Raw genomic sequence first — 20,946 nt, forward strand, 5'->3', positions numbered from 1 at the left:
CTGTGGGAGTTATTATGCAACTACAATCATTACTAGAAAAGTTTAAAGTAGATTTACAATCACATGAAAAGTGTCTCCAATCAAGTTTTTGGTGTTTACCTGTTCATACGATCCAAGTCTCATATAAACCAGTTCTAAAAAGAAAAATGGATATATTAATGAAAATGATCCTAATCTCTGTTCAAAAAGCACCTTTTTTGAATGGATTACAAATTAGTGAAATATTATTAGTAGAAGAACTTTTCATTCAAGATTTACTTTCTAAATGCGTAAATATGGGTTTGATTTTGCGAAATGAAAATGGATTTGAAATTACCGAAAAGGGAAAAGTCCAATTAGAAACTGGAATCTATGAAGAAGATCAGGAAACTTCAACACTCGAACTTTTATACAGTTCGAGCCATATGCGTTTTTTCACGGGAGATTTAGAAGAAGTACTCGAATATGAGGATTTTCCAGAGACGATTTATCGTTATTATGAAAGTCAAGAACAACCCACAATACCAAACGATTTAGTTCTAAAAGAAATTCAATCGTCTAATGAGGAAAGTGAAGAAGAAGAAACCTCTGATACTATACAAATTACAAGTATTGATGAAATTCAATTCGAACAGATCAATGATATTCCTTGTATCGAACTAATTATTTATAATAAAAGCACTGACAAATTTTATTCTAAAGTTTGGAATACATTAATTAATAATTGGGATCATGTAATTGAGCAACAAATTACTGAAAATGAAGGTTCAACGTGGAAAGAAAAGTTATTAGACTAATAATAATCTTATAATATTGCAAATATTCTATAAGCATGTTACTATTACTTTAATTTCATCAAAATCTTATCAAGAGAAGCAGAGGGAAATGGCCCTATGAAGCTTCAGCAACCTCTAACATTGTTAGAAAGGTGCTAATTCCAACGAGACTATGTCTTGAGAGATAAGAGAGCGCGAATATAAAAACTCACCCTCTCATTCTCTTGCTGGAATGAGAGGGTTTTTTGTGGATTTGATTGAATTAGGATTTTGGTAATCCACATAAGAAAGAACATCAGCTCGGGCCAACAGGAAATTGTTCACAAAGCCGTTGCCACAGGATGTGGCGCACTTTTGCTTTGTTCATTATTAGTCCGACTGTGTCTTTCTAATATTCAATTATTTAACCTAAGATGAAATCTGCCACTATTTAAGAATGGAGGAATACAATTGCCAATTAATATTCCGAAAAATTTACCTGCAGGTGAGGTACTAAGAAAAGAAAAGATTTTCGTTATGGAGGAGGACCGAGCGAGAACACAAGAAATTCGTCCTTTGAACATTCTAGTGTTTAACCTAATGCCTGAAAAAGAGAAAACAGAGTTACAGCTTTTACGTTTGTTAGGAAACACTCCACTACAAACAAATGTTACATTTTTAAATACGGCTACTTACACATCCAAAAACGTATCAAAGTCTCATTTAGAATTGTTTTATAAAACCTTCGATGAAATTAAAAATCGCCGTTTTGACGGAATGATTATTACTGGTGCGCCAGTTGAACGAATGGAATTTGAAGAGGTAAACTATTGGGATGAAATTACAAGAGTCATGGATTGGGCAAAAACAAATGTTACTTCAAGTATGTACATTTGTTGGGGAGCTCAAGCTGCGTTATATCATCATTTTGGAATTGGTAAGTTTGAATTACCGAAGAAATGTTCTGGTATTTATGGGCATGTGATTACAGATCTTACAGTTGACTTAGTGCGCGGATTTAGCGATGAGTTTTTAGCTCCTCATTCCCGTCATACTGATGTATCAATCGATGAAATTCGCAATCACCCTGACTTACGTTTACTTAGTTATTCTGAAGATGCTGGGGCCTTTATTATCCAATCGAAAGATACGAAACACATTATGATTACAGGCCATTTAGAATATGATGCTACTACTTTAGCAGATGAGTATCATCGTGATGTAGCAAAGGGTGAGCCAGTTGACATTCCTGTAAACTACTTCCCAAATAACGATCCATCAAAAGAACCGAAAAATACATGGAGAGCTCATTCTCATCTATTATTCTATAACTGGTTAAACTATTACGTTTACCAAGAAACGCCTTATGACTGGCATTTTGTTGAAGAAAATGAAGAAGATCAAATTGAATATCATATTTAATTGTACAAGCGAATGTTTTTATTCAATAGAAACATTCGCTTGTTTTTTATTTCTCAATCGGCTGTCGCTCTTTATGAAATAATATATTAAGCCCTTTTATGATAAAAACAATCCCAATAACATGGATGACAACATTCCCAATTGTACCTAGTGGATCGTAATTAAATCCGAAAAAGATCAACCCAACGATAATCGCTAAAATGCCAGTAACATATTTAAATCTCAAACTCTCACCATCCTGAATTTGTATTCTCGTCCTATAGTTATTATTAGTTTAAACTATTCCTGTTGGGTTGTGAATTTAAATTGATAGAATATTTAGTTTATTGAAGTGGGATAGATACTTTTCAATAGATGATGATTTTATATAAATGATTACTCGAATCAAGAAATAATAAAACCGACTAAAAAATCAATTAATATTAATTAACTCGACCAAATTCAGTCGAGTTTTCTTTTTCTCTTCCGAATTTGTATAAGAATATTAATAATAGAAAAAATACGTTAATAAGGGAGGTCATTTTTATGAAAGAAGAATTAAATTACGGTGATGACTACAAATATATTCCTGTAACTTCGATTTTAAGTGGTGTTGGTCAACAAGTGACCAATGATATTTATTGCTATACAAACCAGGTGGTAAATCTTTGTTTTGTTGGAAATAGTGATGGCTGGTCTTTAATTGATGCAGGTATGCCAAGATCTGCTGAAAAAATCATTAAAGAAGCTGAAAGTCGTTTTGGTCCAAATACAAGGCCGGAAGCGATTATTTTAACACATGGTCATTTTGATCACGTTGGTTCAATCATTGAATTAGTAGAACATTGGAATGTTCCAATATATGCACACGAAATGGAAATCCCTTATTTAACTGGCCAAAAGAGGTACGCTGATCCTGATAGTTCTGTGGAAGGTGGCCTTGTTGCTAGAATGTCACCATATTTCCCAAACGAGCCTATTCAATTAGGTACACATGTAAAGCCACTACCAGAAAATCGAACAGTTCCAACATTAGATGGCTGGAAATGGATTCATACGCCAGGTCATGCTCCCGGTCATGTTTCTCTCTTTAGAGAAGAAGACAGAGCTCTCATTGCGGGAGATGCATTTGTAACGGTAAGGCAAGATTCGCTATTTAAAGTATTAGTCCAGGATCGTGAAGTAACTGGTCCACCACGATACTTTACAACGGATTGGGATTTGGCAAGGGAATCAGTTACAAAATTAGCTTGTTTAAATCCAACTGTGGCCGTTACTGGACACGGTGTACCTATTAAAGGTGAAGTGTTAAAGGACAATCTAGAGAAACTCGCTAAAAACTTTGATGACATGGCTAGACCAGATTATGGTAAATATTTGAACTAAGAGTTCATTTACAGGTTTCCTATTATTGGAGCCTGTTTTTTATATTTTTTCGACATAAAAAGGAATACATCCAGCCATATAGAATATTTATACATAATAGCGTCATAGTTTCTATTAAGAATTACAAAGGGGGAGTTTGGATGGTTTACATAGTAGAAGGGAGCCGTACTGCTTTTGGAAGTTACGGTGGTTCATTTTTACACACAGATGAGGTAGATTTAGGGGTAGCAGTAACAAAAGAAGCGTTAAAACGAAGTGGAGTAGAGGCATCACAAATTGACGAAATTATATTTGGTAATATTATACAGACAAATAAAACATCTGCGTATTTATCACGACATATCGGTTTGAGTAGTGGACTTCCTATTACTTCATCGGCATTAACAGTTAACCGATTATGTGGATCTGGGTTGCAAGCGATTGTGAGTGGGGCACAATCAATCCTATTAGGTGATGCACAATTGATCGTTGCAGGTGGTACTGAAAGTATGTCTCGTGCGCCACACTTACTAAAAGGAACACGTTTTAGTAATCCAAACAAAGCACCAATTATTGATGATATGTTGTGGGGCACTTTAACCGACGAATATATCGGCTGTGGAATGGGCGTAACTGCTGAAAATCTAGCAAAAAAATATGAGATTAGCAGGGAAGAGCAGGATGAATTTTCTGTTCAATCTCATTTAAGAGCAAGTCGTGCCATTGAGTCTGGTCGATTTGCAAAAGAAATTGTCTCTGTAACAGTTAAAAATGCAAAAGGGCAGGAAATCGTTGTAGAACGAGATGAACACGTTCGTAGCAATGCTAGTCTTGAAAAAATGAGTACTTTAAAACCAGCGTTTCTAAAAGATGGTACAGTAACAGCGGCAAATGCCAGTGGTATTAATGATGGTGCCGGTGCTGTAGTAGTTGCATCAGAAAAGGCAGTAAATGAAAATAACTTAAAGCCAATTAGTAGAATAGTAGCTTGGGCAGTAGCTGGGGTAGATCCTAATATTATGGGAATCGGACCTGTACCTGCAATCCAAAAAGTATTGCAAAAAGCAAATCTTTCACTACAAGATATTGACTTATTTGAACTAAATGAAGCTTTTGCAGCTCAAAGCTTAGCTTGTATTAAGGAACTTCAACTAGATCAAAATAAAGTGAATGTTAATGGTGGAGCTATTGCTCTAGGGCATCCAGTTGGGGCAAGTGGCGCAAGAGTTACCTACACATTAGCAAAAGAATTGCAGCTTCAAAACAAAAAGTTTGGTATTGCGACTCTGTGCATCGGTGGTGGACAAGGAATCGCTGTTTTATTGGAAAATGTGAATTAATCTCTAATAAACTAAATGAGAGATAACGTAACTACTAACACGAAAAATGCATGGCGAAAATAAATATTCGTCATGCATTTTCTACTTCTAAATTAAGAACATCGCCACAATGGATGTAACAACAAGACCTACAACAACTGGTATTAAGTTTTTCCGTGCAAGTTCAAATGGACTAACATTACAAATTGCTGCTGCTGGGATAAGAGCCCATGGTACTAAAGTACCTCCACCAACCCAAATCGCTGCAATTTGCCCCATAGCTGTTAATGTCGCAGTTCCGGCATCAATTGCTGTACCGAATAGGTTTGCGATTGATCCTGCTAATGTAATACCTGAGAATCCAGAACCATCAAGTCCTGTAATAGCTCCAACAGTCGTTAATGTAACAACTGCAATTTCTTTTGTTAAAGGAACAACACCTGCTAAAGCAATACCTAAATCATTGACGATCCCTTGAGAGCCATTTGGTAAGTCACCAATAATTGAAAGGTATCCTGAGTCGCCTAAATAGAAGAACGCTGCAATTGGAATTACTGGTCCAAATACTTTAAACCCAAATTGGAAACCTTCAATTAAATAACTTGTTGTTTTTTCTAATCCTGTATTTTTGTGTGCAAACATAGATAGTAACAACAAGATAATAATTGCCGTACCACCAACTATCGCTGTCGCATCTCCACCAGACAATTTAAATACCGCCATTGCAACAACATTTAGCGCAAAGGCAATTGGAATTAGTATCGCAAAAAATTGCTTTTGACCCTTCGATAATAAACCTAACTCAGGTTCTTCAATTTCTGTTTTACCATCAAACGTGCCAACCATTTCAAGGGAGCCACGCTTTATATCTCGACGTAATAAGATAAAGGCAACAATTGTCGTAACAAGCCCCATCGTAATAACTAATGGTACACTGGCAAATACAACGTCCGAAACTGGTATACCTGCTGCATCAGCTGTTAATTTCGGAGCACCTTGAATAATAAAGTCCCCAGATAAGGCTATACCGTGACCAAATAAGTTCATCGCCATCGCAACACCAAGAGCAGGAAGTCCCGCGCGAATCGCAACTGGTAACATAACAGCCCCTAATAATGCGACTGCTGGTGATGGCCAGAAGAACCAAGAAATCACCATCATTAAAATACCAATCGTCCAATAGGCAAGAGCTGGTGTTTTAATGATTTTTGTAAATGGGGCAACCATTACTTCATTTATCCCTGTTTTTTGCAACACTTTACTCATTGCAACGATAATACAGATGATCAATATTGTAGATAATAATTCGGATGTGGCATATACAAAGCTTTTAAAAACCCCACTAACAGATGCCGTTAAATCCCCAGTTGCTGCTATTGCGATTAAAAAGATACCGAGAATACTAATAAGGGTAGTATCCCGACGTTTCACCATAAACCCAATGATTAATACAATAAAGACGACATATATCCAATGAAGAGCAGTTAACTCAATACCCATCCCAAGCAAAGCCTTCACCTCAATTCTTTTGGTATTAGAATATGAGGCGAATGACCAATGGGTGAGTGCTTAGAAATTTTTATATATTCCCTCTCAATATACTATCGAATATCCTTAATAAATATATTTTTCAATTAATTAAATCTCATGCAGAGAGGCAGTTTAATTAAAAATATATTTGATTTGACAAAATACCTATAGGGGTATAGTATTGGGGTATGATAAATATATTTAATAAGAGCGGAGGTAGCAAAAAAATGAATTCATATGACGATAAAATAAAAAATCGAATAAAACGTGCTGAAGGTCAACTTCGTGGCATATTGAAAATGATGGAAGAAGGAAAAGATTGTAAAGCTGTCATTACCCAACTTTCTGCAGCTCGTTCAGGTGTGGATCGTGCAATTGGTTTGATTGTAAGTCAAAATTTAGCAGAGTGCATTCAAGCAGCACAAGGAGATGAGCAAGCTATGAATGAATCAATACAAGAAGCTGTAAATCTTTTCGTTAAAAGTCGATAACTCCTTCGACTTTTTATTTTTAAGGCTCTGTTAAATTTAATTGTTGTTTTTATGAAGACTTACCAAGTTGACTATAAACCAAAATACCAAAAAGACGAAAAACCTCTTTAAAAGTGTTTCTCGTCTTTCTATATGGCTTTTACAAGATATTTATAGCTGCTATGTTAATCATCATTATCTAAAATAGGAACCACAGAAGAAGGTAAGAAGCTACTTACGTTTTTAAGTGTAGAAAACTTTAAATCATTCGAAAAAATAGCAAGATAAGTTCCAGCATTCGGTAAATAATATACTGTATGCCCTTCTTGGAGATTAATATCTATAGGAACTTGAGTAAATAATGATTCCTCTCTTAACTCATCGCCAACTAAAAAACAATCTTTTTGAGTTGACCATAAAACGATATCATCCATACAGCTAAGAACTTTTAATAAAGGGAAAATACCGCAGAATTGTTCGCTATTTATAACTTCAATAATAGCTACCAAATAACCGTTTTTAAATTGTTTACTCGTACATTGTTTTATTTTATGATGTACACTTGTTTGTTCAAACTTCTCTACAAATGATTCTTCTACTTGTACACAAAAGTATAGAGGGAATGATTGGCTTTCTCTCATCCATAAACTTAATACTTCAATAGGCATTCCATCCGACTCTGGAAAATAACAATCATAAACATAGTTAATATTTATATTCATATCAAATGGAATGGATTCTTTCCAATCTTCCATAGACGATTGATAAATTTGGCATCTCATTTTATCACTCTTTTCTAAACCCTGCTTTTAAGGGAAAATATCAATATTTCCATTAAAGCCCCAATCATTAAAATGAGCATTAAACATTGAATTTTGATAACCTCAAGCTTCGATAGGTTTCTGTCATTTCAAAAACAAAGGATGTCAAAAGAAATTCTTTGATATTGTGTTTTGTACTTTCATTACTATGACTATCTACAAATAAGAACCAAGCTAGGTAATTATCAAGATATTTAGATGCTACACCTTTAAAACAATGTATCCAATGTTTTAAACGTGAATGGAGTCCGTTTACATTTTGGATATGATACAAACCTTTGATAACGTGTTTTCCATCGTCTGATTTAATGCGATAGTGTTCAATCCCTTTTTCATTTGCATACGTTTTATAGGCTCTCCAAGCGTCTGTTACGAGTACATTATTTGATGTTAGTTTAGAGCCTATCATACCGTCAACTTTGGTTTTCACAACACGCCCCATTGCCCTTTTTGAGAATACAAAAAATAAGTCTCGTCCACTTCAACGATTCCATCAAATTGTTCAAAATCCATTTGTTTAAGAGCCGATAACAACTTATGTCTCCAAATAGAATAATGTAACCCAAGTAACTCCTACAATTTCTGCTGATTTTCGCAGAGAATAGCCTTTAAACATACATTCAACAAAAGTAATCCATTCATTGCCTTTTCTAGTGCGGTAAAGAATTGTATTTATAGTATCCATAAATGTTTTACGACAAGCCTTGCAGCGATATCGTTGACGACCATTAACTTTACAGAATCGATTAATGTGTTCTGAAGTACAATGAGGGCACTCAAAGCCTTCTTTATAACGCACTTCTCGCATTTCATCTATTAGGCGACCATCAACAGTTGAGGAAGGTTCAACATAGCGTTTCACCCATTGAAACACTCGTTCTTTATCTGTATGCGATAATTTATCGATATGTTTTAATAAATTACTAAACGCTTTACTCATCGTTGAACCCCCAAATAAGAATATTTGTTCTTATTATAAACAATTATTTGAAAGGTATCAATTTTCAACATCAACCTTTAACAGAGCCATTTTTAAAACAAACATACCCCAATAGGTATAGTGTAAGCTATATTTCTATTTTGGTTAGGATTAAAAAATAATATTGACATATATACCAATAGGGGTATATGATATCCATGTAGACAATAATACCCCCAACGGTATAAATGGAGTGATCTTATGGAAATATGGTTATTTTTAGGGATAGTCATTGTTATTATCATTTGGCGTATTCAGCCTGCCAAAGGAATAAAATCTATGACGACAGAAACATTAAAAGGAATATTAAATGATAAAGATAAAGTGTTTGTCGATGTTCGAACGACAGGTGAGTATAAATCTCGTAATATTCGACAGTTTAAAAATATTCCTTTAGGATCTAACTTTTCAAATCTTCCAAAAGATAAGGAAATAGTGGTCATTTGTCAAAGTGGAATGAGAAGTTCACAAGCATGTAAACAACTTAAAAAATTAGGATATGAAAAGGTTACAAATGTTCGTGGCGGTATGAGTGCTTGGAGAGACTAAATATTAAACAAGGAGGAAAATAAAATGAAAGAGATTACTGCAAATGAAGTTCAACAACGCTTAGAAAATGGTGAACAACTAAATTTAATTGATGTTCGTGAGGTGGATGAAGTAAAAACAGGACATATTCCTAGTATTACGAATATACCACTTGGATTGCTAGAATTCCGTGCACATGAACTTGATAAAAATAAACCTTATATTGTTGTTTGCCGCTCTGGTGGACGTAGTGGTCAAGCAACACAGTATTTAGAAAGCCATGGCTTTAATGTAACAAATATGACTGGCGGCATGCTTTCCTGGGAAGGGAAAGTAGAATAATTTTTTAACAAAAATAATACCCCAAGGGGTACATGGAGGTTTTAATGAAATGTCAATTAAAGCAGATATAAAGATAGATTGTAAAGGTCTTACTTGCCCAATGCCGATTGTAAAAACAAAAAAGGCAATGAATGACGTTGGAAACGGACAAATATTAGAAGTTCAGGCAACCGATAAAGGTTCTATTGCAGATTTAAAAGCATGGTCTGAAAGTGTAGGACACCAGTATATAGGTTCTACAGAAGAAGATGGTGTATTACTACATTACATTCGTAAAAGTGGCGATGAGCACTACATCGAAGCGGAAAAGAATTTTGAACAGACGATTACTAATGAAGAACTAATTGATCGTGCTCCAGAAGGTGGAATCATTCTAGATGTTCGTGAAGAAGCAGAATACGCATTTGGCCATATTGAAGGTTCTATATCCATCCCAATGGGAGAGTTAGAAGAGCGAATAAATGAGCTAAATAAAGATCAAGAAATCTTTGTAATATGTCGTACAGGTACACGAAGTGATTTAGCTGCACAGATAATAGCTGACAAAGGCTTTACAAAAGTGTATAACGTCTTACCAGGAATGAACTCTTGGTGTGGCGATTTAACAAAAAAAATATAAAACTTAAATTAACTGGGGGAATTTATTATGACTAACAAAGTAGCAATTATCGCAAGTAACGGTGGGTTATTTGACGCTTATAAAGTATTTAATATCGCAACGGCTGCAGCCGCAACAGAGAAAGAAGTAGCAATTTTCTTCACATTTGAAGGGTTAAACTTGATTCATAAACAAGGAATGCAACAATTACCAATGCCAGAAGGTCGTGAACACTTTGCAGAAGGATTTGCAAAAGCAAATGTACCGAGCATTCCAGAATTAGTAGAGATGGCACAAGAGATGAATGTAAAATTCATCGGGTGTCAGATGACAATGGACGTAATGGGTTTAACGAAAGAGGACTTTATTGATGGAATTGAAGTTGGAGGAGCTGTTACATTCCTTGAGTTCGCAAAAGAAGCAGCGCCAACTTTAACATTCTAATACCAATATTCTTATAACTTAATATTTTAAGTATTAATCATTTTGGAAAAACTAATGGAAGGGATTTACCCTTCCATTTAAAAAATCAAAAATAATACCTACGGGGGTAATATAAAGTGACAGTATTTAAAATGACAGCAGCACAAGTTGCTCGAAAAGTAATTGAAAATCAATCATTATTTATCTTAGATGTACGTAACAAAGATGCATTTGAGGATTGGAAGATTGAAGGACATAGCTTTGATTATTTAAATATTCCTTACTTCGATCTATTGGATGGAGTAGATGAAATTATACCGAAGCTTCCAGCTGATAAAGATGTCCTTGTGGTGTGTGCAAAAGAAGGGTCTTCACTTATGGTAGCTGAAATGATTTCTGACGCTGGACGTGACGTCTTCTATCTTGAAGGTGGAATGAAATCATGGAGTTCATACCTAGAACCAATTAAAGTAGGAGACTTAACTGATGGCGGTGAAATATATCAATTCGTTCGTTTAGGTAAAGGTTGTCTTTCTTATATGGTTGTTTCAGAAGGTGAAGCTGCGATTATTGATGCGGTTCGTTTCAAAGATGTTTTCACAAATTTTGCAAAAGAAAAGAATGTTGAAATTAAACATGTATTTGATACACACTTACATGCCGATCACATCTCTGGTGGACGTCATATCGCAAAAGCTACAGGTGCGACTTATTACTTACCACCAAAAGATGCAGAAGAGGTTGTATTTGACTACACACCACTTGAAGATGATTTAACAGTGAAAGTAGGTACCTCTCAAATTGAAGTAGGTGCACTTTACTCACCAGGTCATACAATTGGTTCAACTTCGTTCATCGTGGATAGCAAGTATTTATTAACAGGGGATATTTTATTCATCGATTCAATCGGCCGTCCTGACTTAGCAGGTCTTGCAGAAGATTGGGTAGGTGATCTTCGTGAAACATTATATCATCGTTACCGTGAATTAGCAGAGGATTTAATCGTTTTACCAGCTCACTTCATGAACATTGAAGAGTTAAATGAAGAGGGAACTGTAGCAAAGCGTTTAGGAGATTTAGTTGCAGAAAACCATGGTTTAAATATTGAAAGTGAAGAAGAATTCCGTCATACAGTGACAGATAACTTACCACCTCAACCAAATGCTTATGAACTAATTCGACAAGTAAATATGGGGAAAATAACTCCAGACAATGATGAACAAACGGAGATGGAAATCGGTCCAAACCGTTGTGCAGTACGTTAATGAAGTGTAGTAAATGTGGCCTGTATGATATTTACACATCAATTAAGGAGAGGGACGGTATTAATCCGTTCCTTTGTACTTAAAAATTATTAATTAAAAGGAGAGTATAACAATGAATCCAACAAAAATATTAGATGTTAAAGGGATGTCATGTCCAATGCCGATTGTACGTACGAAAAAGGAAATGGATACATTAAATACAGGAGATATTTTGGAAGTACATGTAACAGATAAAGGTGCGTTATCAGATATGCCTGCTTGGGCAAATGCTGCTGGTCATACAATTATCGACCAAGAAGAAGATGCAGAAGTATTAAAGTTTTTCATTAAAAAAGCGTAAAAGTGAGTTCTAATTCGACTCACTTTTTTCCTTAAATAGGGACATCTAATGTATAGGATTTTATTATTTATATACCTAAATAGAAAGAAGGAAACACTTTGGACATTAGTTTTGTGATCCTCCTTTTCATAACTGGTTTTATCGGGTCATTTCTTTCTGGAATGCTCGGAATCGGTGGGGCTATTGTCAAATACCCGATGCTACTCATGATTCCACCACTGTTCGGATTTGAAGCCCTAACAGCTCATGAAGTTTCTGGAATTAGTGCACTTGATGTCCTTTTTGTATCCATAGCAGGGGTTATAGGATTTCGTAATGGCGGATATTTAAATAAATCATTAATTACGGTAATGGGGATATCTATTCTATTTGGCACATTCTTAGGCAGTTTTGGTTCACAATATTTTACTGAAGCACAAGTTAATCTTGTTTATGGAATATTGGCGTTATTAGCTGCAATTATGATGTTTATTCCGAAAAAGAAGATTGATGATATCCAGTTAGAACAAGTCACTTATAATAAAACACTTGCAGCCAGTCTAGCTTTTGTTGTTGGTATTGGTTCAGGTATTGTAGGTGCTGGTGGAGGATTCTTATTAATACCTATTATGCTATTAATCTTACGTATACCTACAAGAATGGCTATTGCATCTAGTCTTGCAATTACCTTTATTTCTTCCATTGCTGGTTCAATCGGTAAAATTTCAACAGGGCAAGTAGAATATTTTACGGCAATTATTGTGATTATGGCAGGATTAATCGCAACTCCTATCGGGGCAAAAGTAAGCAAAAGAATGAATACAAAGATATTACAGTCAATATTGGCGGTTTTAATTTTAGCTACAGCTATTAAAGTTTGGTTAGATATTCTTTAATATAGTAATAAAAACGAACTCATATATATAAAAACTCCCCTAGAAAGAAAATAGGGGAGATTTTATCTTTTTTATTTATTAGAAAGAATTGCAGTCTGTGTTTGAGCATCCCATTTCACATTTAAATCAAATAATGTTTCCGAGATGAAACGTAATGGTAAATAAGAACGACCGTTTTTGGAGAATGGTGCAGCTTCTAAAGAGACTTGTTTTCCATTAACAGAAGCAATTTTTGAATTAAGTGTTAAAGTAACATTTTTTCCATCTTTATCAATTGAAAATGAATTGTTACTACCGTTCCAAGTCACCGTAGCATTATTTGCTTCGGCCAATTGACGAATAGGTATAAATGTTCGATTATTTACAGCTAATGGTTGTGCATCAAAGTCTACAAAATCCTGATTCAATTTCACATTTACATCGCCGACTTTAACAGGAATTGTTTTTGTAGCTATTAATTTACCATTTGAGTAAGAATCGATTGTTATATTAATAGATTTCCCAGCGTTTTGTACAAAGTTGTGAGAAATCGTCCAAGGTGCTTTTGTAGCTTGACCAATTACTTTTCCATTAACTTTATAAGTTACACTAGTCATATTTGGTTCTGCAGTTTTGACAAATGAGTGTAAAGTTTGTTTTCTAGGTGCAATTCCATATTCAGCAACGTTAGCATAAAAAATTGGTGAAGTATCACCGATATTTGATAGATAGAATGGATTTCTAATACTATTTTGATAGGAAGTTAGAATCGTTTGATTTGTTGATAGAGTGAAAGTACCTAAATTACTACTATCAAAGTAGAAGTATGCTTTTACATTTGGGTATAGCATCGGCAAATAAGTATAAAACTCATCTAACTGTTTTTTAGCCCAACTTGTTACATCTCTACCTGTTTTATAGTCTTTGTAACTAACTGCGCCTTCTGAGATGAAAAACGGTTTCTTATGGGCATAAAGATTGTAAATTGTTTCAAATTTTTTAACATAACTTTCTCTATCTACACCTAGATTTAAAGGATCCAGTTCCGGATGATAATTTTTGTAAGTACTTACACCAACCCAATCAACATAAGCATCTCCAGGATAATAATCTGGAATTGTGTTAGGTGGGAAATCGTTTGGTGCCCAAACAATAGCAACATTTGGAGCTTCTTCTTTAAACACTTTCGATACGATACGGAATTTCTCTATATATAGAGAAGGGTCTTTTGTATACCAATATTTGTTTGACGGATCATTCATTTCATTTGCAAAACGTAAAAATATCGGAATATCTAGTTGAGCAGCTTCTCTTGCTAGTTTTCTCAAATACTCGTTATCTTTTACTTCTTGTAATCCATTTAAGGGTTGTAATGCAAATTGTAATGCAACACCATTTTCCTTAGCTTTATTAATATGGGATTGATATGTACTAAAGTAATCTTCCCCATACGTAAAATATAGAAGGTATGCCGCATGTTTTTTACCAGTCATTTCAGGAAAATCTTCAATATAGAACTTCGAAGGATCAAATGGATCGTGTACAGCATCATCCATTTCTGCGTATGCACCAATATAAGCTCCTAAAATAGGCTCATATTTCCCACCATGATAATAGCGTGTACTTGCTGCTTGTCCATCCATTTCTGTAAATAGACGGATATCACTTTGTACAAAGTCTGCTTTTCTATTAGCAGCAATTACTTCTTGATCGCTGTTTGGAACTTTCGCCCAATAATCTGCTTCAGCTCTCCAACTCTTAGCTGCATCATCATATTTTGCACTATGAGCATAAGCGCTTCCTAATCTTCCATACATTAATGCGGCATTTGTATAGTCTTTACTGTTAATAAATTGAGGTATTACCTTATTATACTTTTCGATTGCTAGACTATAGTTTTTATTTGCAAGGGCATTATCCGCAGCCTTCATATCATTCCATACATTCGCACTAGCCGTTTGAAAAGGAGTTACGAGTAAAACTAGAACAATTAAGAATGCAAAAAATTTGTAGGTAGAAAATTTACCTTTTTTCAAATGATCAAATCCTCTCAAAATTAATATAATTTTCCAATTTATTATATCAAAAATAATTAATAAGCGACTATGTAATCATATTTATTTGAATTCAAAAGCCGTTTTGCTGCAGTGATACTAACAATATATAAAATTTGAAATTAAAATAAAATTTCGATTAAAAAATATTAAAAACTGCAATTTTAATACTATTTAATTAGAAAAATATGTATATTTTATATTATATAGTGTCATAATTTGTTATAATTAGCGAATGATAATATGCTCTCATATTAAAAGGAGTGATTTAATTATTAAAAAGTTATTAGCAATTATATTCCTTTTTTTACTTGCATCCTGTAATACTAATGGAACTACTGAAGAAAAAGTAACAGATAGTAAAAATCAAGCGACTGAAATTGAAACTGAAGAAAAAACAGAAATTCCAAAACCTAAAGAACCAGAAATTTATTCGGCTTCCGTTTCAGCAATTGGAGATATTCTAATACATAATTCTGTATATGAAGATGCCCAAACTGCGCCAAATCAATATGATTTTTCCAAGATGTTTGAAGCCGTAAAACCTTATTTAGAAAGTGCAGATATAACAATTGCCAACTCAGAGAGCATTATAGGTGGTCAAGAAATTGGTTTGTCGAGTTATCCTCAATTTAATAGCCCTTATGAAGTAGGGGATGTATTAAAAGATGTAGGTGTAGACGTCGTCACAATGGCAAATAACCATACTTTGGATCGCGGTGAACAAGCGATTTTTAATGCGACAAACTACTGGAACGAATTAGGTATTACCTACGTTGGTGCTGCCACAAGTAAGGAAGAAGCAGAAACAATTAAGACAATGACTATTAATAACATCGTCTTCTCATTTTTAGGTTACACATATGGAACGAACGGGTTAAAAGTCCCAGAAAGTAAAGAATATTTAGTCAACTATATAAATGAAGAGAAAATGATTGAGGATATTCAAAAAGCAAAAAGTATGTCAGACGTAGTGATTCTAAATATCCATCAAGGAAATGAATATGCTCCGATGTTTAATGAAGATCAAGAACATATTGTTCAACTTGCTTCTGACTATGGCGCAGATATTATTTTTGGACATCATCCCCACGTATTGCAACCTGCTAAATGGTACACTGGTGTAAATGGAAATAAGACATTTGTCATCCACTCACTCGGGAATTTTATATCCGGTCAAGATAAACTATATCGCCAAATTGGTGCTATTATGCAATTAGATGTCACAAAAACAATCACATATGATACATCTGGAAACGAAACAATTAGTATTGATATTACGAACCCTCAATTATTACCGACATACGTACATTTCACGAATTGGAGTAATTACAAAATTATACCAATGTTTCAATTAACTAATAATGAATTAGAAAATTTTGAAGTCATTTATGAAGAAATAAAAACACATATGTCACAATTTGTTCCTGAAATGCAATTTATCGAAAACCAATATAATAAGTAAATTCGCATTTGAAAGCCAAACGTTGATTCGTTTGGTTTTTTATTTGAAATAAAATACATTTCGTTAAGGCAAGTACCATTCATAAATCAAACCAATCGTCACAAAATAATATCAAATTCCTTGGAGGGTCAGGCAATGAAACAACAAGATCAAATGTTTACAGTTGCAGGAACCAATATTGCAGAAGTAAAGAAACTAAATCAAGAATCAGGGCTATCTTATAATGAGGTGTATGCATTACTTGCAAAAACTGGAGGAAAAGGAACGTCGATTTATAGTGATACTAATCGTGAAAAAATTAGAGCTAAATTAAATCACCAATAAAACGTTTTCGAATAACTCCTACTGCGCCTCAATTGATTTTGAGGTGCAGTTTTTTAATCTAAAAAAGAAAGGGGAATTATATGCCGATTCATTCCTACATTTTGAAATATTTCGATGAACATACTAATGAAAGAACGGATGGTATTAAGCAAGAAAACCCTCCACAGGAAAGAAGACCAACCATTCATCAAATCGAAGACCAAATTATTAAGTTAAACGGATATCAATTACCCATTCGAATCTATACCCCAACTCCTCAAGAACATTACTCATTATTAGTATTTTTCCATGAAGGAAGATTTATGAATGGAAATTTAGAGGCATCAGATGTAGCATGCCGTATGATTGCATCATTTTCTGGACATAAGCTGATTGCAATTGATTATCCAGCTTCTTTAAATAGTGCTGTTGATACTTTTGATAAATGTTACGAAGCAACGAAGTGGATTTCACAGCAAGCTGACACATTTAATGGCAAGGTATCAGATATATCCATCGCTGGAGGAAGTATTGGGGGAACGATCGCTACGTTATTGAGTATTGAAGCAATAAAAAGAAACGATTTTACACTTCAAAAACAAATATTATTTTATCCAATAACTGATTTTAACGAACAAATTGAAGATAGTCATTTTCTCTCCAGGAAGATGTACAATGGAAAATATGGAATTGACATCAATAACCTCAAAGGGCTTATGAATTCAAATCTGGAGTCACCTTTAAATGCGGATGAGAAGATACTTTCAAACATGCCAAATACACTAATCTACACCGCTGAATATGACCCTTTTAGCGATGAAGCTGAAGAATATGCAGAGAAAATACAATCAGCAGGTGGGGAAGTGAAACTAGTCCGTTTTGATGGAAATATACATGGATTTATGCAAAGTTTCCCTGGATCCCCAGATTATATGAGAGGTTTTGAATTAACAACCGAGTTCCTTATTAATGAAGAAAAAGAAGTGCTCACCTAAAAAGGTGAACTTCTTTTTTATTTTTTTTTGGGGATAGGAAGGCCTTCCTAAGGAAAATAAGACATACTGGTGATATCGTTACTTCTGTATTTTGTTAGAATAACTAATACTATTAATTATAGAATTTTTATGCTAATGCTAGATGGAAATACATTTACAATATAACATTATTTAACCAGTCGAGATATTCGTGTATAAATATCTCGAAATTTTGATGGAAAAATAAACTTTTTAATATTAAAATTAAGATTTAAAGTAGTATGAGAATTACTATTAATATATTAATAAGATAGAAGAAGAGTTATTACTACCATTTTCTAATAGAATGGAGGTTTATATAAATGAACCATGACTTAAAAGAAGATATATCACAATTTGCTAGCATTTTACAAAGTGCTTTCAATACTGTACAAGATATATTTTATATAATGGAAGTTCGTAATGATGAATTCTACTATTATTTTGCGAACCAGGTAGGTAGAGGCCATTTAGATTACGAAAAGGAAATGGAAGGAAAAACTTTCTATGAAGTACTTCCTAAAGAAAAAGCAGACTTTCTAATTAGACAATATAGAAAATGCGTCCGTCAAAAGAAAATTGTAGTCTATAGTGATGAAATAGTAGTAGGTAACCAAAGAATTATTAACGAATCAGTCCTCACTCCTTTTACTTTTAAAGACAAAATGTTTATAGCAACAGTTGTTCGTGACGTAACGGAGTATAACAGAAAAATTACCGAGTTAAACCATATTAAAAACTCACTTGAAATTAATGAAGAAAGATTAAATTCTCTAGTACATAACGATGGAGATGCTATTATTACAGTTGATTCAGAAGGTTATATTTTAGAATCTAATAATGCTTGTAAAAAAATCATTGGTTATGATCAGTTAGAAATTGTAGGACTAAATATTTCAAAGTTTTTCCGAAATAATGATTTCGATACCTTAAATAATCATTTTAAATTAGCATTAGAAAATCAATCAACACAATTTAATTCCTACGTATTTCATAAAAATGGTTCCTCACTATATGTAAATCTTAAGTTTATTCCTATTACGATGAATGGAATAATCCGTGGGGCATATGTAATAGCTAAAGATATTACATATGAAAAAAAGGATTACGAAAATCTGCAGAAATCAGATAGTCAACTTAAATCGTTTTTAAACCATAATGCTGATCCAATTTATATTACAGATTTAGAGGGTAAAATTGAATTCGTAAATGACTCATTTATTAAAACCTTTGGATTCAATAGAGAAGAATTAATTCAACAATTTAACCCAACTATACCCGATTGGTTAAAAGATGAGACAAGCGGATTGTACGAAAAAACGATTAAAGGAAATAGTATCACGGATCTTCATGTAATACGACAGAAAAAAAATGGGGAGCTGTTAGAACTAAGTGTGACATTTTCTCCACTTTATGATTCAACTGATGAAATTTCTGGTATTGCTAGTATAGCAAGAGATATAACAAATTTTAAAAAAAGAAATTTAGCTTTATATCAAGAAAACCAGGATTTGAATTTAATTTGGAAACATTCTACAGATGCTATTTTATTGTTCAATCAAAATGCTGAAATAGTTAAGATTAATCCAACCTTTACTAACTTATTTTTATATAAAAAAGAAGAAATCAATTCACTTTCTGAACTATATTTAGATCATCAAAAAAATCAAATCCTAGAATTACTACGAATATTAGATGAAGAAAATCCATGCATTCAATTCGAAACAAAACGTAAGCGTAAAGATGGCTCAGTTATAGATGTACTTGCTACTTATCGAAAAGTTGAAAATGGGAAAACATTTGCGATTGCAACTTATAAAGATATAACAAAAGAAAAGCACATACTCCAAGAATTAGCAATAAGCGAAGAAAAATACCGAAAAGTTTTAGACGCTTCGCCAGAGCCATTATTAATTCACAATGGTGAAATTATTACTTATCTTAATAAAGCTGCACTCAACTTAGCAAAAGCAAAAAATCTTTGTGTTATGAAAGGTAGACCAATTGCCGATTTTATTCACTCAAGTAATAAAGAGGAAGTATTAAATCGCATTAAACTTTCAATTAGAAGAGACTTTATATCTGAACCAGTAATTGAAAGGTTCATTACTCTTGATGGTGAATCGATATATGCTGAAACTTCAACAGCGGCATTCCAAGAACATGGCCAAGATTACGCCATTGTTATGCTAAGAGATGTGACACAAAAATTAAGAGCTGAAAAATCATTAAAGGAAAGTGAAGAGCGTTTCCGAATTATTGCTGAAAATACGAATAGTGTAATAAAAATTATAGCTCCAACGGGAAAAGTTACATACTGTTCTCCTTCGATAGAAGATGTTTTAGGTATACCTATTTGGGATGAGATCGGTAAATCAGTTACAAGTAATATCCATTATGAAGATTTAGAATTATTTGAAATTACAATGGAAGAAAGCTTAAAAACTAAAAAATCCACTGCTCTCGAAATGCGTTGCATTCATCGAGATGGTTACGCTGTTTGGATTAAAACCCATATCACTCCAATACTTAATGAAAATGAAGAAGTAGAAAGAATTATGTTGATTTCCAATGATATTACCGATTTAAAACAAAAGGAAACTACACTTACACAAATGGCGTTTTACGACTATTTAACTAATTTACCGAATAGACGATTATTTTATAAACAATTAGAACAAGCAATGTTAACGACCGATAAAACTGGTAAAATCTCAGCTTTAATGATTGTAGATTGCGATAAATTCAAATTGATCAATGACACACTAGGACATGATATTGGTGATGAAGTAATTAAAGAATTTGCTAACCGATTGAAATTGTCTCTAAGGCATAAAGATACTATTTCTAGAATTGGCGGGGATGAATTTACTGTCGTAACTCCAGAAATGAAAAGTATTGATGAAGTAATAAGTGTTACAGAACGTTTGTTGAAAAAAATGAACGAGCCAATTTATATTTTCGGTCATGAAATTCAACTAACTGCTAGTATTGGCATTGCTATTTACAATTCAAATTCTTATACAATAGAAGAATTATTCAAAAAAGCAGACCAAAACTTGTATCGTTCAAAAGAATCTGGCGGTAACATATATACACTCGATTAAAAAAAAGACTAGTAGGAATCAGATGATTCTTACTA

20 protein-coding genes, 1 pseudogene and 1 riboswitch are annotated in these 20,946 nt (G+C 33.6%); of the genes and pseudogenes, 16 read left to right on the forward strand and 5 right to left on the reverse strand.

What is annotated here, in order from left to right; translation table 11 throughout:
- Positions 1-14: 14 nt before the first annotated feature.
- Positions 15-776 carry a hypothetical protein gene (locus CRO45_RS06125; protein ID WP_097148772.1) on the forward strand — a complete coding sequence of 254 codons (762 nt, stop codon included), beginning with the start codon at positions 15-17 and terminating at the stop codon, positions 774-776.
- A 63-nt stretch (positions 777-839) separates the two neighbouring features.
- Positions 840-946, forward strand: a riboswitch (SAM riboswitch).
- 259 nt (positions 947-1,205) lie between these two features.
- Positions 1,206-2,156: a homoserine O-acetyltransferase MetA gene (gene metA, locus CRO45_RS06130; protein WP_097148773.1), complete on the forward strand. Its 951-nt coding sequence runs from the start codon at positions 1,206-1,208 to the stop codon at positions 2,154-2,156.
- Between the two features lie 46 nt (positions 2,157-2,202).
- Here the strand turns inward: metA and CRO45_RS06135 are convergent, their stop codons facing one another.
- Positions 2,203-2,382, reverse strand: a complete 180-nt coding sequence (locus CRO45_RS06135) for a hypothetical protein (RefSeq protein ID WP_097148774.1) — start codon at positions 2,380-2,382, stop codon at positions 2,203-2,205.
- Between the two features lie 299 nt (positions 2,383-2,681).
- Here CRO45_RS06135 and CRO45_RS06140 point away from each other — a divergent pair, with 299 nt between their 5' ends.
- Both CRO45_RS06140 and CRO45_RS06145 read left to right on the forward strand, forming a co-directional pair.
- Entirely contained in the window at positions 2,682-3,521 is an 840-nt protein-coding gene (locus tag CRO45_RS06140; protein WP_097148775.1) for an MBL fold metallo-hydrolase, read from the forward strand.
- Positions 3,522-3,661: 140 nt separating this feature from the next.
- Entirely contained in the window at positions 3,662-4,840 is a 1,179-nt protein-coding gene (locus CRO45_RS06145) for a thiolase family protein (RefSeq protein ID WP_097148776.1), read from the forward strand.
- 87 nt (positions 4,841-4,927) lie between these two features.
- Here the strand turns inward: CRO45_RS06145 and CRO45_RS06150 are convergent, their stop codons facing one another.
- Positions 4,928-6,319, reverse strand: a complete 1,392-nt coding sequence (locus CRO45_RS06150; RefSeq protein WP_097148997.1) for a hypothetical protein — start codon at positions 6,317-6,319, stop codon at positions 4,928-4,930.
- 257 nt (positions 6,320-6,576) lie between these two features.
- Here CRO45_RS06150 and CRO45_RS06155 point away from each other — a divergent pair, with 257 nt between their 5' ends.
- Entirely contained in the window at positions 6,577-6,840 is a 264-nt protein-coding gene (locus tag CRO45_RS06155) for a metal-sensitive transcriptional regulator (RefSeq protein ID WP_097148777.1), read from the forward strand.
- A gap of 164 nt (positions 6,841-7,004) precedes the next feature.
- On the opposite strand, the gene CRO45_RS06160 is transcribed toward CRO45_RS06155, so the two are convergent.
- Both CRO45_RS06160 and CRO45_RS06165 read right to left on the reverse strand, forming a co-directional pair.
- Positions 7,005-7,601: a hypothetical protein gene (locus tag CRO45_RS06160; RefSeq protein WP_097148778.1), complete on the reverse strand. Its 597-nt coding sequence runs from the start codon at positions 7,599-7,601 to the stop codon at positions 7,005-7,007.
- 79 nt (positions 7,602-7,680) lie between these two features.
- A pseudogene (locus CRO45_RS06165) lies at positions 7,681-8,580 on the reverse strand (IS1595 family transposase).
- A 240-nt stretch (positions 8,581-8,820) separates the two neighbouring features.
- Here CRO45_RS06165 and CRO45_RS06170 point away from each other — a divergent pair.
- The 7 genes from CRO45_RS06170 to CRO45_RS06200 all read left to right on the forward strand — a co-directional run bounded on the left by CRO45_RS06170 (position 8,821) and on the right by CRO45_RS06200 (position 12,990).
- Positions 8,821-9,168, forward strand: coding sequence for a rhodanese-like domain-containing protein (locus CRO45_RS06170; RefSeq protein WP_097148779.1), 348 nt, complete (start codon positions 8,821-8,823; stop codon positions 9,166-9,168).
- A 24-nt stretch (positions 9,169-9,192) separates the two neighbouring features.
- On the forward strand, positions 9,193-9,489 hold the full coding sequence (locus CRO45_RS06175; RefSeq protein ID WP_097148780.1) for a rhodanese-like domain-containing protein: 297 nt from the start codon (positions 9,193-9,195) through the stop codon (positions 9,487-9,489).
- 49 nt (positions 9,490-9,538) lie between these two features.
- A complete protein-coding gene (locus CRO45_RS06180; RefSeq protein WP_097148781.1) occupies positions 9,539-10,108 on the forward strand; it encodes a sulfurtransferase TusA family protein in 570 nt (189 codons plus the stop codon).
- A 27-nt stretch (positions 10,109-10,135) separates the two neighbouring features.
- Positions 10,136-10,531: a DsrE/DsrF/DrsH-like family protein gene (locus CRO45_RS06185; protein WP_097148782.1), complete on the forward strand. Its 396-nt coding sequence runs from the start codon at positions 10,136-10,138 to the stop codon at positions 10,529-10,531.
- A 116-nt stretch (positions 10,532-10,647) separates the two neighbouring features.
- A complete protein-coding gene (locus CRO45_RS06190; protein WP_097148783.1) occupies positions 10,648-11,775 on the forward strand; it encodes an MBL fold metallo-hydrolase in 1,128 nt (375 codons plus the stop codon).
- 112 nt (positions 11,776-11,887) lie between these two features.
- The gene (locus tag CRO45_RS06195) at positions 11,888-12,115 is read left to right on the forward strand and encodes a sulfurtransferase TusA family protein (protein WP_097148784.1); all 228 of its coding nucleotides are present in this window, start codon (positions 11,888-11,890) and stop codon (positions 12,113-12,115) included.
- A gap of 98 nt (positions 12,116-12,213) precedes the next feature.
- Positions 12,214-12,990, forward strand: a complete 777-nt coding sequence (locus CRO45_RS06200) for a sulfite exporter TauE/SafE family protein (RefSeq protein ID WP_097148785.1) — start codon at positions 12,214-12,216, stop codon at positions 12,988-12,990.
- Positions 12,991-13,061: 71 nt separating this feature from the next.
- Here CRO45_RS06200 and CRO45_RS06205 read toward each other — a convergent pair whose 3' ends face one another.
- Positions 13,062-15,005, reverse strand: a complete 1,944-nt coding sequence (locus CRO45_RS06205) for a stalk domain-containing protein (RefSeq protein WP_097148786.1) — start codon at positions 15,003-15,005, stop codon at positions 13,062-13,064.
- 253 nt (positions 15,006-15,258) lie between these two features.
- Between CRO45_RS06205 and CRO45_RS06210 the strand changes: the two genes are divergently transcribed.
- The 4 genes from CRO45_RS06210 (at position 15,259) to CRO45_RS06225 (ending at position 20,911) form a co-directional block, all read left to right on the forward strand.
- The gene (locus CRO45_RS06210; protein WP_097148787.1) at positions 15,259-16,488 is read left to right on the forward strand and encodes a CapA family protein; all 1,230 of its coding nucleotides are present in this window, start codon (positions 15,259-15,261) and stop codon (positions 16,486-16,488) included.
- A 135-nt stretch (positions 16,489-16,623) separates the two neighbouring features.
- A complete protein-coding gene (locus CRO45_RS06215) occupies positions 16,624-16,812 on the forward strand; it encodes a gamma-type small acid-soluble spore protein (protein ID WP_097148788.1) in 189 nt (62 codons plus the stop codon).
- An 80-nt stretch (positions 16,813-16,892) separates the two neighbouring features.
- Complete coding sequence (locus tag CRO45_RS06220) at positions 16,893-17,786, forward strand: alpha/beta hydrolase (protein ID WP_097148789.1); 894 nt, start codon at positions 16,893-16,895, stop codon at positions 17,784-17,786.
- A 341-nt stretch (positions 17,787-18,127) separates the two neighbouring features.
- Complete coding sequence (locus CRO45_RS06225) at positions 18,128-20,911, forward strand: PAS domain S-box protein (RefSeq protein ID WP_097148790.1); 2,784 nt, start codon at positions 18,128-18,130, stop codon at positions 20,909-20,911.
- Positions 20,912-20,946: the final 35 nt, after the last annotated feature.

The sequence above is a fragment of the Ureibacillus acetophenoni genome, from assembly GCF_900220965.1.
GTDB lineage: Bacteria > Bacillota > Bacilli > Bacillales_A > Planococcaceae > Ureibacillus > Ureibacillus acetophenoni.

Excerpts from the sequence above, each read along its gene's own strand:
- CRO45_RS06125 (WP_097148772.1), top strand. The coding sequence starts at position 15 with ATGCAACTACAATCATTACTAGAAAAGTTTAAAGTAGATTTACAATCA.
- CRO45_RS06140 (WP_097148775.1), top strand. The coding sequence starts at position 2,682 with ATGAAAGAAGAATTAAATTACGGTGATGACTACAAATATATTCCTGTA.
- CRO45_RS06145 (WP_097148776.1), top strand. The coding sequence starts at position 3,662 with ATGGTTTACATAGTAGAAGGGAGCCGTACTGCTTTTGGAAGTTACGGT.
- CRO45_RS06150 (WP_097148997.1), bottom strand. The coding sequence starts at position 6,319 with ATGGGTATTGAGTTAACTGCTCTTCATTGGATATATGTCGTCTTTATT.
- CRO45_RS06155 (WP_097148777.1), top strand. The coding sequence starts at position 6,577 with ATGAATTCATATGACGATAAAATAAAAAATCGAATAAAACGTGCTGAA.
- CRO45_RS06160 (WP_097148778.1), bottom strand. The coding sequence starts at position 7,601 with ATGAGATGCCAAATTTATCAATCGTCTATGGAAGATTGGAAAGAATCC.
- CRO45_RS06170 (WP_097148779.1), top strand. The coding sequence starts at position 8,821 with ATGGAAATATGGTTATTTTTAGGGATAGTCATTGTTATTATCATTTGG.
- CRO45_RS06175 (WP_097148780.1), top strand. The coding sequence starts at position 9,193 with ATGAAAGAGATTACTGCAAATGAAGTTCAACAACGCTTAGAAAATGGT.
- CRO45_RS06180 (WP_097148781.1), top strand. The coding sequence starts at position 9,539 with ATGTCAATTAAAGCAGATATAAAGATAGATTGTAAAGGTCTTACTTGC.
- CRO45_RS06185 (WP_097148782.1), top strand. The coding sequence starts at position 10,136 with ATGACTAACAAAGTAGCAATTATCGCAAGTAACGGTGGGTTATTTGAC.
- CRO45_RS06195 (WP_097148784.1), top strand. The coding sequence starts at position 11,888 with ATGAATCCAACAAAAATATTAGATGTTAAAGGGATGTCATGTCCAATG.
- CRO45_RS06210 (WP_097148787.1), top strand. The coding sequence starts at position 15,259 with ATGATAATATGCTCTCATATTAAAAGGAGTGATTTAATTATTAAAAAG.
- CRO45_RS06215 (WP_097148788.1), top strand. The coding sequence starts at position 16,624 with ATGAAACAACAAGATCAAATGTTTACAGTTGCAGGAACCAATATTGCA.
- CRO45_RS06220 (WP_097148789.1), top strand. The coding sequence starts at position 16,893 with ATGCCGATTCATTCCTACATTTTGAAATATTTCGATGAACATACTAAT.
- CRO45_RS06225 (WP_097148790.1), top strand. The coding sequence starts at position 18,128 with ATGAACCATGACTTAAAAGAAGATATATCACAATTTGCTAGCATTTTA.